At 59.5% G+C, this 16,574-nt stretch carries 15 protein-coding genes and 1 tRNA gene; all 16 read right to left on the bottom strand.

Annotated elements, in window-relative coordinates:
* Positions 1-10 precede the first annotated feature (10 nt).
* Positions 11-1,435, bottom strand: a complete 1,425-nt coding sequence (gene nuoN / locus A0U92_RS11195; RefSeq protein ID WP_077813298.1) for an NADH-quinone oxidoreductase subunit NuoN — start codon at positions 1,433-1,435, stop codon at positions 11-13.
* A 46-nt stretch (positions 1,436-1,481) separates the two neighbouring features.
* Positions 1,482-3,425, bottom strand: coding sequence for an NADH-quinone oxidoreductase subunit L (gene nuoL / locus A0U92_RS11200; RefSeq protein ID WP_077813300.1), 1,944 nt, complete (start codon positions 3,423-3,425; stop codon positions 1,482-1,484).
* A 5-nt stretch (positions 3,426-3,430) separates the two neighbouring features.
* A complete protein-coding gene (gene nuoK, locus A0U92_RS11205) occupies positions 3,431-3,754 on the bottom strand; it encodes an NADH-quinone oxidoreductase subunit NuoK (RefSeq protein WP_149026452.1) in 324 nt (107 codons plus the stop codon).
* A complete protein-coding gene (locus A0U92_RS11210; protein WP_077813301.1) occupies positions 3,751-4,476 on the bottom strand; it encodes an NADH-quinone oxidoreductase subunit J in 726 nt (241 codons plus the stop codon). The genes nuoK and A0U92_RS11210 overlap by 4 nt, the downstream gene beginning before the upstream one ends.
* Positions 4,477-4,536: 60 nt before the next feature.
* A complete protein-coding gene (gene nuoI / locus A0U92_RS11215) occupies positions 4,537-5,025 on the bottom strand; it encodes an NADH-quinone oxidoreductase subunit NuoI (RefSeq protein WP_010667122.1) in 489 nt (162 codons plus the stop codon).
* The gene (gene nuoH / locus A0U92_RS11220; RefSeq protein ID WP_077813302.1) at positions 5,025-6,047 is read right to left on the bottom strand and encodes an NADH-quinone oxidoreductase subunit NuoH; all 1,023 of its coding nucleotides are present in this window, start codon (positions 6,045-6,047) and stop codon (positions 5,025-5,027) included. The genes nuoI and nuoH overlap by 1 nt, the downstream gene beginning before the upstream one ends.
* Before the next feature lie 4 nt (positions 6,048-6,051).
* Entirely contained in the window at positions 6,052-8,088 is a 2,037-nt protein-coding gene (gene nuoG, locus A0U92_RS11225; RefSeq protein ID WP_077813303.1) for an NADH-quinone oxidoreductase subunit NuoG, read from the bottom strand.
* A 5-nt stretch (positions 8,089-8,093) separates the two neighbouring features.
* The gene (gene nuoF / locus A0U92_RS11230) at positions 8,094-9,428 is read right to left on the bottom strand and encodes an NADH-quinone oxidoreductase subunit NuoF (protein WP_077813304.1); all 1,335 of its coding nucleotides are present in this window, start codon (positions 9,426-9,428) and stop codon (positions 8,094-8,096) included.
* A gap of 15 nt (positions 9,429-9,443) precedes the next feature.
* Positions 9,444-10,073 carry a complex I 24 kDa subunit family protein gene (locus A0U92_RS11235; RefSeq protein WP_077813305.1) on the bottom strand — a complete coding sequence of 210 codons (630 nt, stop codon included), beginning with the start codon at positions 10,071-10,073 and terminating at the stop codon, positions 9,444-9,446.
* Positions 10,070-11,362 carry an NADH-quinone oxidoreductase subunit D gene (locus A0U92_RS11240; protein ID WP_077813306.1) on the bottom strand — a complete coding sequence of 431 codons (1,293 nt, stop codon included), beginning with the start codon at positions 11,360-11,362 and terminating at the stop codon, positions 10,070-10,072. Before A0U92_RS11240 ends, A0U92_RS11235 begins: the two co-directional genes overlap by 4 nt.
* 13 nt (positions 11,363-11,375) lie before the next feature.
* Entirely contained in the window at positions 11,376-12,032 is a 657-nt protein-coding gene (locus A0U92_RS11245) for an NADH-quinone oxidoreductase subunit C (protein ID WP_077813307.1), read from the bottom strand.
* Positions 12,025-12,597, bottom strand: a complete 573-nt coding sequence (locus tag A0U92_RS11250) for a NuoB/complex I 20 kDa subunit family protein (RefSeq protein ID WP_077814403.1) — start codon at positions 12,595-12,597, stop codon at positions 12,025-12,027. Before A0U92_RS11250 ends, A0U92_RS11245 begins: the two co-directional genes overlap by 8 nt.
* A gap of 52 nt (positions 12,598-12,649) precedes the next feature.
* The gene (locus A0U92_RS11255) at positions 12,650-13,015 is read right to left on the bottom strand and encodes an NADH-quinone oxidoreductase subunit A (RefSeq protein ID WP_077814404.1); all 366 of its coding nucleotides are present in this window, start codon (positions 13,013-13,015) and stop codon (positions 12,650-12,652) included.
* A 365-nt stretch (positions 13,016-13,380) separates the two neighbouring features.
* Positions 13,381-13,455: transfer RNA gene (locus A0U92_RS11260), tRNA-Val, on the bottom strand.
* A 139-nt stretch (positions 13,456-13,594) separates the two neighbouring features.
* Entirely contained in the window at positions 13,595-13,879 is a 285-nt protein-coding gene (locus tag A0U92_RS11265) for an HU family DNA-binding protein (protein WP_010668906.1), read from the bottom strand.
* A 151-nt stretch (positions 13,880-14,030) separates the two neighbouring features.
* Positions 14,031-16,523, bottom strand: coding sequence for an endopeptidase La (lon, locus tag A0U92_RS11270; RefSeq protein ID WP_077813308.1), 2,493 nt, complete (start codon positions 16,521-16,523; stop codon positions 14,031-14,033).
* Positions 16,524-16,574 lie beyond the last annotated feature (51 nt).

Raw genomic sequence — 16,574 nt, forward strand, 5'->3', positions numbered from 1 at the left:
AACGACATGACTAGTCAATGAGCGCCTGCGCCGCAGCCTGTGCGGCCTCGCTGATCGGGCCCAGACCGATCAGGAACAGCACCGTGGCGAGCCCCATGGCGATGGACACGAACGAAACGGACGGAGCAGGACGATCAAACGCCGGAGCCGCCGGATCAAAATAGGCCACTTTCACGATACGCAGGTAATAGAACGCACCAACAATGGCCGACACCACGCCCACAGCGATCAGCGGATACAGGCCAGCATTCCAGGCTGCTGCAAACACCATGAACTTGCCGAAGAACCCGGCCAGCGGAGGCACGCCGATCATGCTGAACATGCAGATCGCCAGCACCAGAGCCAGCCCCGGATTGGTGCGACCCAGTCCGGCGATGTCGGAGATTTCCGTAACCTCACGTCCCTGCCGACGCATGGCGGTGATCACACCGAACGTGCCCGCATTCATGATCAGATAGGTCGTGAGATAGACCAGCGTGCCGGTCGTTCCTGCCGGAGACGCGGCAGCAAGACCCATCATCGCGTAACCCATATGACCGATCGAGGAATAAGCCATCAGACGTTTGATGTTGCGCTGTGGAATGGCGGCGAAGGCGCCGAACAGCATGGACAGGGCCGCGATCACCTCGATCAGCAACTGCCAGCGCGGAGACATCGCACCGAACGGTCCCGCCATTACGCGCAGGATCAGGGCAAAAGCCGCAAACTTCGGGGCTCCGGCCATATAGGCCGTCACCGGCGTCGGCGCACCCTGATAGACATCCGGCGTCCACATGTGGAACGGCACGGCGGACAGCTTGAACGCCAGTCCGACGATGACGAACACCATGCCAATCACAAGACCAACGGGCAGGATGCCTGCTCCGTTGATCTCGGCCGCGATGGGCGCATACTCCATCGTGCCCGCGTAGCCGTAAACCAGCGATACACCATAAAGCAGCAGACCGGACGCCAGAGAGCCAAGGATGAAATATTTCAGCCCGGCTTCGGCCGATCCCAGACGATCACGCTCCAGGGCGCACAGCACGTAGATGGCGAGCGAAGACAGTTCCAATCCGACAAAAAGCGTCATCAGATTGGTCGAAGACGCCATGACCATCGCGCCTAGCGTCGAGAACAGGACGAGAATGGGCATCTCGAACGGCAGCTCGCGGTGCTCATTGGTGTAACCGACCGACAGCGCAATCGCGACCACGCCACCGACAATGGCCAGCAGCTTGATGAAGCGGGCGAACGCATCGACCACGAACAGTCCGTCGTATCCCATGCCCTCCGGCGAGAGAGCCACCAGAAAACCGGTCACTACAAAGGCCGCGATGCTCAGCGTCGCCGACGGCAGGAAGGCATGACCCTTCTTCGTGAGCACACCCACCGAGAGGATAAGGAGACCGCTGACCGCCAGAACGATTTCCGGCAAGGCAAGTATCCAGTTCATCGTCCATTCTCCCCGGCGATGACGTGCAGGATTTCAGAAAAACCGCTCATTTCAAGAACACCACAGTGGTGACGAACACGACCAGCCCGACAAGCATGGTGAACGCATAGATGGCGATGGACCCGGTCTGCGTGCGCGTGGCGGTGACCGCCGTGCCGCGCGTGACTTCCGCAAGACCGACGGGGATCTTCTCGATCACCCCCTCATCCACACCATGCCACAGGGCGCGGGCAATGGCGCGATAGGGCTTCACAAAGATCACGTCATAGAGTTCGTCGAAATACCACTTGTTGAGCAGGAACTGATAAACCGGACGGAAGGATGTCGCGATCTGTCCGGGCAGTTCCGGCCTGGCGATATAGAGGACATAAGCCAGCGCGATGCCCAGCAGACCGACGATGCTCGGCATCAGACCGATAAGCGTCGGGACATCCTCAAGTGACGCCATGACCGTATTGCCCGGCGCGTTGAAGATCGCACCCTGCCAGAACCCTTCCTGCCTGCCACCGATATAGAGTGGAGCCAGAGCCGCACCGGCAACGAGCGCGCCGATCGACAGGATCAGCACCGGCCCCAACATAACGGCCGGGCTTTCATGAGCGTGATCGTACGCATGCTGGTCACGCGGCTTGCCGTGGAACACGAGGAAGATCAGACGCCAGCTATACAGCGCCGTGATGAACGCCGTGACCGTGCCGAGTATCCAGCCGTAAGTGCCGATACCGGAATGCGAGACCCATGCCGCGTTCAGAATGGCGTCCTTCGACCAGTAACCTGCAAAGGGAAACACGCCCGCCAGCGCCAGACTGCCGATCCACATCATGGCGTAGGTCACCGGAATCTTCTTCCAGAGACCACCCATGCGGAACATGTCCTGCTCCTCGTGCATGGCGTGAATCACGCAGCCCGCGCCAAGGAACAGCATCGCCTTGAAGAAAGCGTGGGTCGTCAGATGGAAGACCGCCGCCTGATAGGCTCCGACACCGACGGCCATGAACATGTAGCCAAGCTGCGAGCAGGTGGAGTAGGCAATCGTGCGCTTGATGTCCGGCTGCACCAGACCAACCGTCGCCGCGAAGAAGCAGGTCGTGGCCCCGATCAGCACGATGAAAATCCGTGTGTCAGGCGCGAACTCGACCAGCGGCGACATGCGCGCCATCAGGAAGACACCCGCCGTGACCATGGTGGCGGCGTGAATCAGCGCCGAAACCGGTGTCGGACCTTCCATCGCGTCCGGCAGCCATGTGTGCAGGAAGAGCTGCGCCGACTTGCCCATCGCACCGATGAACAGCAACGTCGCGATGATCTCCAGTACGGAATGAACGGAGCCGAACAGGTAGTAACCTGTCTGGACGTGGTCCGGGACCGTGGCGAAGATGTCGTCATACTGGACCGTGCCGAACACCACGAAGATCAGGCCGATCCCGACAAGGAAGAACAGGTCGGCGATACGGTTGACCACGAAAGCCTTGATCGCGGCGGCGCAGGCGCTGGGCTTCTGATACCAGTAACCGATCAGCAGGTAACTCGCGAGACCGACGCCTTCCCAGCCGAAGAAGAGCTGGATCAGGTCGTTGGACGTGACCAGCATCAGCATGGCGAAGGTGAACAGCGAAAGATACGAGAAGAACCGGTAACGCGGCATCGTATCGTGCGCCATGTAACCGATGCTGTAGATATGCACGAGCGTCGAGACGGTCAGCACCATCGCCACCATGGTGACGGACAGCGTGTCGAACCGCAGCGCCCAGTTCACGTGGAAGGAGCCGGCATCAACCCAGTGCGCCAGCAGGGCCACGCTGGGCATCCCACCGCCGACCATGCCGCCGAGCAGCGCGCCATAGCTGCATACCGTGGCGATGAGCATGCACAGGACCGTCACGGCCTGCGCCGCGCCGTCACCGATGCGCCGTCCGAACAGGCCCGCGATAGCCGAGCCACACAGAGGAGCGAGTGTCGCGACCGAAAAGAGGATGAGTGCTGCCTGCATGATGCTCAGCCCTTCATCGTCGCAACGTCCTCGACCTGAATCGAGCCACGGTTGCGGAAATAGACAGTGAGGATGGCGAGGCCAATAGCAGCTTCAGCGGCCGCTATGGTCAGCACGAACAGCGTCAGAACCTGTCCGGAGAGATCACCGAGCACGGAGGAGAACGCCACCAGATTGAGGTTGGCTGCCAGCAGGATCAGCTCCATCGACATCATGATGATGATGATGTTCTTCCGGTTGAGGAAGATGCCGAACACACCAAGCACCAGCAGCGCCGCGCTGACCGTCAGGTAGGGACCGAGCCCGATCTGGGCGATTGCCGTGTTCATTCTGCGTCTCCTTCACCCGGCTCGCGCTTTTCTGCGGCAGGGACTCCGTAAGAGCCCGGAACGGCTGTCACGTAATAGGAATCATTGGGGCGGATGAAGCCGCCGTTGGCATCCGTGCCCTGCCCCAGCGGCAGGGTCATCATCTCGAGCGTGTCGGCGCGCTTGCGTTCATGCTGGCGGGAGATGATCTGGCGACGGCCCATCGGACGGTCACGCAGTGTCAGGGTGATCGCGCCGATCATGGCGACGAGCAGCACGAGACCGCAAAGCTGGAACAGCAGGATATAGTGCGTGTAGATCAGGTTGCCGAGCGCGCCGGTGTTGGTCGCAGCGCCTCCGGGCTGGCCGAGGCCGCCCGTAATTGGCGCAGGCATGACCGGGGACATGCCCCAGTGCAGGCCCGCCATCACCAGTTCGACGAACAGGATGCAGCCGACAACGCCGCCAATGGGCGCGTAACGCTGCAGGCCTTCCCGCATCTTGGTGAAGTCGATGTCGAGCATCATCACCACAAACAGGAACAGCACGGCGACCGCGCCAACATAGACGATCACCAGGATCATCGCGAGGAACTCGGCCCCGGCGACGAGAAACAGACCTGCCGCGTTGAAGAACGCAAGGATCAGGAACAGGACCGAATGGACCGGATTGCGTGCGCTGATCACCATGGCGGCTGAGCCGACCAGAATGGCGGCGAACACATAAAAGACGAGCTGGACCATCAGACACAGCCTCCACGACAGCAGGCGGCGGACACGGCTACGGACATAGCGTGAGGCCGATCAGCGATAAGGCGCATCAAGCTCGAGCCTCCGTGCCAGCACGCTCTCCCAGCGGTCGCCGTTCGAGAGCAGCTTTTCCTTGTTGTACATGAGCTCCTCACGGGTCTCCGTGGCGAACTCGTAGTTCGGACCCTCGACAATGGCGTCCACCGGGCAGGCTTCCTCGCACAGGCCGCAATAGATGCACTTCGTCATGTCAATGTCGTAGCGCGTGGTGCGGCGGGAGCCGTCGTCACGCGGCTCGGCCTCGATGACGATCGCCTCCGCCGGGCAGGTCGCCTCGCACAGCTTGCAGGCGATGCAGCGTTCCTCGCCGTTCGGATAGCGGCGCAGCGCATGCTCGCCACGGAAACGCGGAGAAAGCGGTCCCTTTTCATAGGGGTAGTTGATGGTGACTTTCGGCTTGAACATCGTTTTGAATGTCGAGGCCATGCCCGAGATGATCTCGGTCAGCAGAAAAGCCTTCAGCGCACGATCCATGCCAGCCATCAGCTTACTCCCTGCGGCAGAAGACCCGTTGCAAGCAGGAACCCGGCGGTTGCGATCATCCAGAGCAGCGAGAATGGCAGGAATACTTTCCAGCCAAGACGCATGAGCTGGTCATACCGGAAACGGGGGAACGTTGCGCGGGTCCAGATAAAGACGAAAAGACAGAACAGAATCTTGGCGATCAGCCAGAGCGGTCCCGGAATCCATGTCAGCGGCGCGATACCGAGCGGCGGCAGCCAGCCACCAAGGAACAGGATGCTGACCATGCCGGACATGAGGATCATGTTGGCATATTCGCCAAGGAAGAAGAGACCGAAGGAGAGCGAGGAATATTCGACGAAGAAGCCCGCCACCAGCTCACTCTCGCCTTCGGGAAGATCGAATGGCGCGCGGTTCGTCTCGGCCAGCGCCGAGATGAAGAACAGGATGAAAATCGGGAACATCGGCACGCAGAACCAGACATGCCGCTGCGCCAGCACGATATCGTTGAGGTTCAGGCTCCCCACCGCCAGCAGCACGGACACAATCACCAGACCGATGGAGACCTCGTAGGACACCATCTGCGCGGCGGACCGAAGGCTGCCGAGAAAGGCGTATTTGGAGTTCGACGCCCAGCCCGCGATAAGCATGCCGTAGACACCGAGCGAGGAAATCGCCAGCAGGTAGAGGATGCCCACATTGATGTTGGCGACCGCCAGCCCGTTGCCCGTCGGAATGACCGCCCACGCCGTCATGGCCAGCGAGAACGTCAGGAACGGAGCGAACAGGAAGAGGAAACGATTGGCCCCGGTGGGGATGATCGTTTCCTTGGTGATCATCTTGATCGCGTCGGCAAAAGCCTGAAGCAGACCGAAGATGCCATTCACGTTCGGGCCACGACGCAACTGCATCGCCGCCATCACCTTGCGCTCCATGAGCGTCAGGTAAGCCACACCGATCAGCAGCGGCACGAGAACCGCGAGCGTCTCCAGCACCATGAGAATGAACTGCCCGGCGAGCGTATGGAAGAAAAAGTCAGCCACGTTCCTACTCCGCCGCTACAGCCACGCCCGGCGCGTAGACTTCCGCGCACTCGACCATGGTCGGACTGGACCGGCTGATCGGATTTGTCAGGTAATAACTCCGGGAGGACGCCAGCAGCGGCTTCGCCTCGATAGCTTCCGCACCCGGCTCGTCCGCCACTTCGCCTGCCGCAGAGGACACGCCAAGCTGAAGCCGCTCACGCAGCGTCTCGATCGTGTCGTACGGCAGTTTCGCGCCCAGCACTTCCGAGGCTGCGCGGATGATCTTCCAGTCCTCCTTCGCCTCTCCCGGCGGGAACACCGCCTGGAAGCTGCGCTGGATGCGACCTTCCGTGTTGACCCATGTGCCCGATTTTTCGGTATAGGCCGAACCCGGCAGGATCACGTCGGCACGGGCCGCGCCCGCATCGCCATGATGCCCCTGATAGATCACGAAGGTTTCAGGGCTGATGGCGTTCACCGAGAACTCGTCCGCGCCCAGCAGCCACAGCACATCCACACCGCTGCTCAGCATCCCGCGCAGGCTGCGACCACCCTTGCGTGGCACAAAGCCAAGGTCGAGCGCCGCAACCCGCGACGCCGCGGTGTGCAGGATGTTCAGGCCGTTCCAGTCATCTGTCAGCGCACCGACCGATTCCGCCAGAGCGCGACAGGCTTTCAGAATGGCTGCGGAATCCTCACGGGTCAGCGCCTCCTGACCGACAATGATCACCGGTTTCCTGGCGGCCTTCAGCTTTTCAACAAATTCAATATTGCCGCTCAGCAGACCGTTCACCGAGACCGGATTACTGCCCAGATCCTCATACGCCCATGTCGGATCGGAGGTCAGCGTACCGATAACACCGATAGGCAGACCGCCGCGCCCCAGTGACAGATAGCGCTTGCGGATACGGGCGTTCAGAACCGGTGCATCCAGACGCGGATTGGCCCCGACCACAAGGATCGCATCCGCCTCATCAATGCCGACGATGCCGCTGGCGAAAGTGTACCGCGCACGATCCGACAGATCGTATTTCGCGCCATCCTGACGGCAGTCGAGATTGAGCGAACCCAGCGACCACATCAGATCCCGCAGCGCCATGATGCTCTCGGCGTCGCACAGATCACCGACAATCGCGCCGATCCGGCTGCCCTGCACACCCTCAAGCCGTTTGGCGATGGCGACGAAAGCGTCCTGCCAGCTCGCCGGATGCAGCTTGCCATGCACCCGCACCCACGGACGGTCGAGGCGACGGCGCTTCAGGCCGTCGACAGAGAAACGGCCTTTGTCGGAAAGCCATTCCTCGTTCACCTCGTCATTCACGCGGGGAACGATACGCTTCACCTCGCCGCCACGTGCCTGAATCTGGATATTGGTGCCGACCGCATCCATCACGTCGATGGCGTCGGTCTTCCGCAATTCCCACGGACGGGCCTGAAAGGCGGACGGTTTGGAAGTCAGCGCGCCAACCGGGCAGATGTCGATCAGATTGCCGGACAGTTCCGAGGTCAGCGCCTTCTCGACATAGGTGGTGATCTCAAGATTCTCGCCACGCGAGATGCCACCCAGTTCCGGCGTGCCCGCCACTTCCGCGCTGAATCGGACACAGCGCGTGCACTGGATGCAGCGCGTCATCACCGTCTTTACCAGCGGGCCGAGATTCTTGTCGGTAACGGCGCGCTTTTCCTCATGATAACGGGAAATGCCGCTGCCGTACCCATACGCCTGATCCTGAAGGTCACACTCGCCGCCCTGATCGCAGATCGGGCAGTCGAGCGGATGGTTGATGAGCAGGAACTCCATCACCGCCCGCCGCGCCTTGCGGACCGTTTCCGTGTCCGTGAAGATCTTCATGCCTTCATTGACAGGGAAACCGCACGAAGCGACCGGTTTCGGAGCCCGCTCAACCTCCACGAGACACATGCGGCAGTTGCCGGCCACGGACAGGCGTTCATGGTAGCAGAAGCGTGGAATTTCCTTGCCCGCCGCCTCGCACGCCTGAAGCGCGGAAGAACCGGGAGCGACATCGACAGGCGTGCCGTCAACAATGACTCTGACCATCCGCCTTACTCCGCCGCAATCGCTACGACAGGCGTTCCCGCAGGCACCTGCACCTGCTGCGAACCGCCATGCCGCCGCTTGTAGTCATGGATACGCTCTTCCATGAGCGGGCGGAAATGCCGGATCAGACCCTGAATGGGCCATGCCGCCGCATCGCCAAGCGCACAGATCGTATGTCCTTCAACCTGCCGTGTGACCTGCTCCAGCATGTCGATTTCCTCGATCTCGGCTCGGCCTTCGACCATGCGGTTCATGACGCGCATCATCCAGCCGGTGCCTTCACGGCACGGCGTGCACTGGCCACAGCTCTCATGTTTGAAGAACTGCGAGAAGCGGGCAATCGCCTTGATGATATCGGTGGATTTATCCATCACGATCATGCAGCCCGTTCCGAGCCCTGACTGCACCGCCCGCAGGCTGTCATAGTCCATCAGCACCGTCTCGCAGACATCCTTCGGCAGCAGCGGCACCGAGCAGCCGCCCGGAATGACCGCCAGCAGATTGTCCCATCCGCCACGCACACCGCCGCCATGCTTCTCGATGATTTCCTTCAGCGGCACACCGAGTTCTTCCTCGAACACGCAGGGCGTATTCACATGACCGGAAATGGCCATCAGCTTGGTGCCCGCATTGTTCGGGCGGCCGAGTGCGGAGAACCATGCCGCACCACGACGCAGGATCGTGGACGCCGAAGCGATCGACTCCACATTGTTTACCGTCGTCGGGCAGCCATAAAGCCCCGCGCCCGCCGGGAAAGGCGGCTTCATGCGCGGCTGGCCCTTCTTGCCTTCGAGGCTTTCCAGCAGGGCCGTTTCCTCGCCGCAGATATAAGCGCCCGCGCCGCGATGCAGATAGAAGTCGAAATCCCAGCCTGTTCCCGCAGCGTTTTTGCCAAGCAACCCGGCTTCATACGCTTCATCGATGGCGATCTGGAGATGACGCGCTTCGTTATAGAACTCGCCGCGCACATAGATGTAGGACGCGTGCGCCCCCATCGCGAAAGAGGCGATCAGCGCGCTCTCGATCAGCTTGTGCGGCTCATGGCGCAGGATCTCACGATCCTTGCAGGTACCCGGCTCGGACTCGTCGCCGTTGATGACGAGGTAGCGTGGCGCTGGTCCGTCGCCTTTCGGCATGAAGGACCACTTCACACCCGTCGGGAAGCCCGCACCACCACGCCCGCGCAGGGCGGACGCCTTCATCTCGTTGACGATCCAGTCGCGGCCCTTGTCGGTGATCGCCTTCGTATCGTTCCAGTCACCACGGGCGCGGGCGCCAGCCAGCCGCCAGTCATTCTGGCCATACAGGTTGGTGTAGATCCGGTCCTTATCGCTCAGCATCGTCGCAGATCTCCCTCAACCCTGACCGGAACCGGTCTCTTCGAGCAGCACCCGACGGCCACCCTCCGGCTCCGCGCCATGACGCCCGTTGGTCGGCCCCGACTCCGGATACTCGCCGCGTTTCAGCGCCTCGATCAGCGCTTCCGTACGAGGGGCGTCGAGATCCTCGAAAAAATCGTTATCCACCTGAAGGATCGGCGCATTGGAGCACGCTCCAAGGCACTCGACCTCACTCAGCGTAAACAGACCATCTTCGCTGGTCTCGCCAATATTATGGATGCCGGTCGCCTTCTTGCAGGCGGACAGCACATCGTCCGACCCGCGCAGCCAGCAGGATGTCGTCGTGCAGACCTGAAGGTGATATTTCCCGATCGGCCTGGTGTTGAACATGAAATAGAAGGTCGCAACCTCGTAAATACGCATCGGCGCGACTTCCAGCTTTTCAGCCACGGCATCCATCGCCACGGTCGGCACCCAGGCGCTGCCGGTCTGCCGTTTCATCTGGTTCTGCACGACATAGAGCAGAGGAAGAGCACCGCTCGCTTTCCGCTCCGGCGGATACTTGGCGAGGATCGTTGCGATCTCGCCTTCGCTGATCTCATCAAATTCGAAGTGATCAGGCTGCACGTTTGTGACAGTGCTCATCGGTCCACCTCACCAAAGACGAGATCCAGCGAGCCGATGATCGCCACAGCGTCAGCCAGCATACCCCGTCGAGAGAGTTCATCAATCGCCTGCAGATGCGCGAAACCGGTCGGTCTGATCTTGCAGCGATACGGACGATTGCTGCCGTCAGCCACGAGATAGACACCGAATTCACCCTTTGGCGTTTCGACTGCCGTGTAGGTCGCGCCCGGCGGCACATGATAACTCTCGGTAAACAGCTTGAAGTGATGGATCAGGGCTTCCATCGACCGCTTCATCTCGGCACGTGGCGGAGGCGAGAACTTGGGGTCCTGCACCTTGATCGCGCCGGGTCTGATCTGCGCCAGACTCTGCTTGATGATCTTCACGCTCTCGCGCATTTCGGCCACGCGAACGAGATAGCGATCATAACAATCGCCATGCCGTGCCACGGGAATTTCGAAATCGACCTTGTCGTAATTGTCATACGGCTGGGAGCGACGCAGATCCCACGGCACGCCCGAGCCACGCAGACACGGACCACTCCAGCCCCACGCCAATGCCTGCTCGCTGGTGAACACACCAATACCGACCGTACGCTGCTTCCAGATACGGTTTTCTGTCAGCAGCCCTTCGAGATCATCGATCCAGTTGGGAAATTCTTCAGCCCACGCAGCGATTTTCTCTTCCATACCAGCAGGCATGTCGCGTGCGACACCACCGGGACGGAAATAGTTGGCATGGAAACGCGCTCCGGAAACCGCCTCGTGAAACTCAAGCAGTTTTTCGCGCTCTTCATAGCCCCAGAGCGCAGGCGTCACCGCACCGCAGTCGAGCCCCATCGCCGTCAGGTTGAGGATGTGGTTCAGGATGCGGGTAATTTCCGCGAAGATCACGCGGATCCACTTGGCGCGATCCGGCGCTTCAATGCCAAGCAGTTTCTCGGTCGCCAGCGCGAAAGCGTGCTCCTCGCACATCGGAGAGGCGTAATCGAGACGATCGAAATACGGCAGCGCCTTGGGATAGGTCTTGTATTCGATCAGCTTTTCCGTGCCGCGATGCAGCAGCCCGATATGCGGCACGGCACGCGCCACAACCTCGCCTTCCATCTCCAGCACAAGACGCAGAACGCCGTGGGCCGATGGATGCTGCGGGCCGAAATTGAGCGCGTGACTGTCGATTTCGACTGTCCGGCGCTCAACTTCATGCTTGGCCACCTGTTCAGGCAGCAAAGTCTCGGGCAGCGGACCTTCAACAAGGCTGTCACGCAGACCGAGGAGATTTTCGTCCTGTTTCAGGGCCTCTGTCATGCTCCGGCTCCTGTCACTGTATCTTTTTCATGATCTGACGCAGTTCATGCGCCCGTTCGTCACCCGGCAGCGTCAGAACGCCTTCCCAGGGAGACACAAAATCGAAATCGCGGAAATCCTGTGTCAGCGTGACCGGTTCGCGCACAATCTGGCGACGCTCCGGATCGTAGCGAACTTCTGTATAACCGGTCAGCGGGAAATCCTTGCGGAGCGGATGCCCCTCGAAGCCGTAATCGCTGAGAATACGACGGAGATCCGGCTGGCCCGAGAACAACACGCCATACATGTCGTAACACTCGCGCTCCCACCATGTGGCGCAGGGCCATATCTGGTGCACCGACGCGACCGGTGTCAGTTCGTCTGTCGTCACGATCACCCGGACACGCTGGTTCAGGCTTACGGACAGAAGGTTGTAGACCACATCGAACCGTTCGGCGCGTTGAGGGAAATCAACGCCACACAGGTCCATGAGCTGTTCGAAACGGAACCGTCGATCATCACGCAGAAGCATCATCAGCGGGGTCAGGCGATCACGATCCGCCCGCACCACAAGTTCTCCGCCTTCTATAGCGGCGGAAGATATGCCCGGTAACGACGTTGAAAGCGTGAAGGCCAGGGATGAGAGACCGGAATTGCCTCTGGTGACGGGTGCAGTGGATTGATCAGCCACGGAGAATCGTCCCTGTCCGGCGGATTTTCTTTTGCAGCAGCATGATACCGTAAATCAGCGCCTCGGCCGTCGGGGGACAGCCCGGCACATAGACATCGACCGGCACGACACGGTCACAGCCACGCACAACCGAATAGGAATAATGGTAATAGCCGCCGCCATTGGCGCAGGAGCCCATCGAAATCACCCAGCGCGGCTCGGCCATCTGGTCGTAAACACGCCGCAGGGCCGGGGCCATCTTGTTGGTGAGCGTTCCAGCGACGATCATCACGTCTGACTGTCGTGGCGAGCCACGAGGAATGATACCCATCCGATCGAGATCGTAACGCGGCATGTAGGCGTGGATCATTTCCACAGCACAGCAGGCCAGACCAAACGTCATTGGCCAGAGGCTACCCGTCCTGCCCCAGTTCACGAGTTTGTCGAGACTGGCGACCACGAAGCCTTTCTCGCTGATCTCACCCGTGATGCCACGGACGATAGCGTCCTGCTCCGGTCCAGCGGGAACCGCATCCCGGTTCCAGACGATATTGGTGTCCGAGCCCACAGCGCTGTCACCGTTCATTGCGCGTTCTCCACCTTCATTACCGTTACAGCCACGTCCGCCAGCATCAAGATCAATCCCAGTCCAGCGCGCCCTTGCGCCACTCATAAAGGAATCCGATCCCCAGCACGCCAAGGAATCCCATCATCGACAGGAAGCCATAAAGACCGATCCGCGACAGGCTGACCGCCCACGGAAACAGGAAGGCCACTTCCAGATCGAAGATGATGAACAGGATCGAAACGAGATAGAAACGGACATCAAAACGACGGCGCGCATCGTCGAACGCTTCGAAACCGCACTCATAGGCTGTCAGTTTTTCCGCATAAGGTTTCTGGTGTCCACACACGAGCGAAGCGCCCAGCATGGCGCCTGCAATCACCACGGCGAGAATGCCGAAAATGAGAACCGGCAGATAATCGTTGATCACCGACGGCATGACGCCCTCCGTAATGATTTTCCGTTTCCACATCCGCGCCTTATGGCTCGAACCGATGGATAATGCGGCCAAACTATGCCCGGAATGCCCCCATGGCCACCCTCATACCGGCACGACTCAGAAACTTTCGCGTGAGGAGTTCAGCCTATTGAATTCAATTCACAGAGCTGAACGTCACCCTGCAACCGTCCCATCTGAAGTGCTTTTTCCGTCAACACATACCACCACCTTAGATCTATATACATAAAAATATAGACTTAGCTATAAACATGCGATCAGGCGCCTGCTCATGGGGTTACGGTCAAAAGGAAGACCGTGCACAGACCCACGGGGCTGATGTCTGTCAGATTGAATTTTCAGGAAAATGGTGGGCGATGACGGGATCGAACCGCCGACCCTCTCGGTGTAAACGAGATGCTCTACCGCTAAGCTAATCGCCCGTCGCATTGGTTAGACAAAACGGAGCGATCAATCAACCCCCGACAGTCACAAAAATGAAGGAAATCGACCACATAAAAAAACAGGCAAGACAGTAAAAACCGTCTTGCCTGTCTGCAAAGCACTCAGTGAGGCAGCGTCTTAGCTGACTGCGTCCTTGAGGGTCTTGCCTGGCTTGAAACGTACAGACGTCGAAGCCGGAATGTCGATTTCCTCACCTGTGCGGGGATTGCGACCTTTTGTCGCCTTACGATGAGCCGTGACGAACGAGCCAAACCCGACGAGACGGACTTCCTGTCCACCCTTCAGGGCCTTCTCAATGGCTGAGAATACAGCGTCAACCACTTCGCCAGCCTTCGCCTTGGGCAGGTCTACATCATCTGCAACAACCGAGACGAGTTCCTGCTTGTTAAGCGGCTTGTCCATACATACGCCTTTCTATGTTCAAGTCTCTCGTGCGGCTCGGTGCCGTCAGAGACATTCCGCGGCGCACTATGCAGCCGTTTTCGGCCACGTCAACAGCAGGTGGTGGCGACAGGGACGCAAAATGAACGCCCCTGCCTTTTCCACCCATCCGTCAGTGAGCCACTGCGCTGGCAGTTCCCGAAGCTGCAATCGGCGCAACGATGTCGCTTTCGTCTTCCCACTCAATCGGCTGCGGAACGCTGACAAGAGCGCGTCCAATCACCTCATCCACATGGGAAACAGGGATAAGTTCGAGATTCTTCTTCACGGTTTCAGGAAGTTCCGCGATATCCTTCTCGTTGTCCTTGGGGAGAAAGACCGTCTTGATCCCCGCCCGAAGAGCCGCAAGCAGTTTCTCTTTCAGCCCCCCGATCGGGAGAACACGCCCACGCAGGGTGATCTCACCCGTCATGGCCACGTCACGACGAACAGGAATGCCAGTCAGAACACTGACGAGCGACGTCGCCATGGCAATCCCAGCCGAAGGACCATCTTTCGGAGTCGCCCCTTCAGGCACGTGCACATGGATGTCACGCTTCTCGAAGAGCGTTGGTTTAATCCCGAAATATGGCGCCCGGCTTCTCACGTAAGACAGGGCTGCAGACACGCTTTCCTGCATGACATCGCCGAGTTTGCCTGTCTGCTTGATGTTGCCCTTGCCCGGCACCATCACGCTTTCAATCGTCAGAATCTCACCGCCGACTTCCGTCCAAGCAAGCCCCGTCACCATGCCCACCATGTCAGTGGTTTCAGTCTCACCATGCGAGAAACGACGCACGCCAGCGAACTTGCCGAGATTTTTCTCGGTCACAGCAACTTTCTTCGCCTTGCCCGTGACAATCTCCTTCACGACCTTGCGGGCCACGTTGGCGATTTCACGTTCAAGACTGCGGACGCCCGCCTCACGTGTGTAGAAACGGATGAGATCCATCAGCGCCGCATCGGAGATCGACCACTCTTCAGGCTTGAGATTGTGGGATTCACCCTGCTTTGCCAGCAGATGCCGCTTCGCGATGTTGAGCTTCTCGTCTTCCGTGTAACCGGAGAGGCGGATGATCTCCATACGGTCCAGCAAAGGCTGAGGCATGTTAAGACTGTTCGCCGTGGTGACGAACATCACATCCGACAGATCGTAATCAACCTCGAGATAATGATCCGAGAAGCTGCCATTCTGCTCCGGGTCCAGCACTTCGAGCAACGCCGAAGCCGGATCACCACGCCAGTCGGCACCGAGCTTGTCGATTTCATCAAGCAGGAAGAGCGGATTGGAAACCTTGGCCTTCTTCATGCCCTGAATGATCTTGCCCGGCATCGCGCCGATATAGGTCCGACGATGCCCGCGAATCTCGGATTCATCCCGCACGCCACCAAGCGACATGCGGACATAATGCCGCCCCGTCGCCTTGGCGATGGCGCGCGCCAAGGTGGTCTTGCCGACGCCCGGAGGACCGACAAGGCACAGGATCGGACCCTTCACCTTCCTGGAACGGCTCTGCACCGCGAGATATTCAAGGATACGTTCCTTGACCTTCTCCAGCGCGTAATGATCCTCGTCGAGCACCTTTTCGGCCGCATCAAGGTCGTTCTTCACCTTGGTGGCTTTTTTCCAGGGCACGCCAAGCAACCAGTCAAGGTAGTTACGCACCACCGTCGATTCGGCGGACATCGGGCTCATGCCGCGCAGCTTCTTCAGCTCGCCGATGGCCTTCTCCCGCGCTTCCTTGGTCAGTTTGGTCTTGACGATCTTCTCTTCGATTTCGGCCGTCTCGTCCTTGCCGTCCTCGCCCTCACCAAGCTCTTTCTGGATCGCCTTGAGCTGCTCGTTCAGATAGTACTCGCGCTGCGTCTTCTCCATCTGCCGCTTCACGCGATTGCGGATGCGCTTCTCCACCTGAAGAACACCAATCTCGGCTTCCATGTGCGCGAGAATCTTCTCAAGCTGCTTCGTCACAGACGGCAGCTCAAGAATTTCCTGCTTTTCGGAAATTTTCAGATTGAGATGACTGGCAATCGTGTCGGCAAGCTTGGACAGATCGCTGATCTGGTTGAGCGAAACCAGCACTTCCGCAGCAATCTTCTTGTTGAGCTTCACATACTGCTCAAACTGCCCGACCACCGCGCGAGCCAGCGCTTCCGCCTCTTCCGTCGCCGCCGGAGTATCGGTAACAAATTCGATATCGGCCTCGAAATGCCCGTCTACATCGTGCAGCGCCACCACGCGCGCGCGCTGATTGCCTTCGACAAGAACCTTCACTGTTCCGTCCGGCAGCTTCAGAAGCTGGAGAATGGTGGATGTCGTGCCAAAGCGATAGATATCGTCTGGACCCGGATCATCAACTGTCGCCTCTTTTTGCGCGACCAGAAGAATTTTCTTGTCATCCTTGGTGACGGATTCAAGCGCCTTCACAGATTTCTCACGCCCGACGAACAGCGGCACGATCATGTGAGGGAAGACAACGATGTCACGCAAAGGCAGAACAGCCACACGCTCCGTTACCGGAGCAGCAACTTTCTTCGTTGCGGCCTTCTTTGCCGGCACATCAGTCGTCTCGGCAGATTTGGTGCGCCTGCGACGCGGTGTAGGTGTCCTGGTTTTTTCTGTCATGATGCCGATCTCCTGAATGGACGATCCGGCGATGAGTACCCATTCAATGGC

It is taken from the genome of Acetobacter aceti (assembly GCF_002005445.1).
In the GTDB taxonomy this organism is placed as follows: Bacteria; Pseudomonadota; Alphaproteobacteria; order Acetobacterales; family Acetobacteraceae; genus Acetobacter; species Acetobacter aceti_B.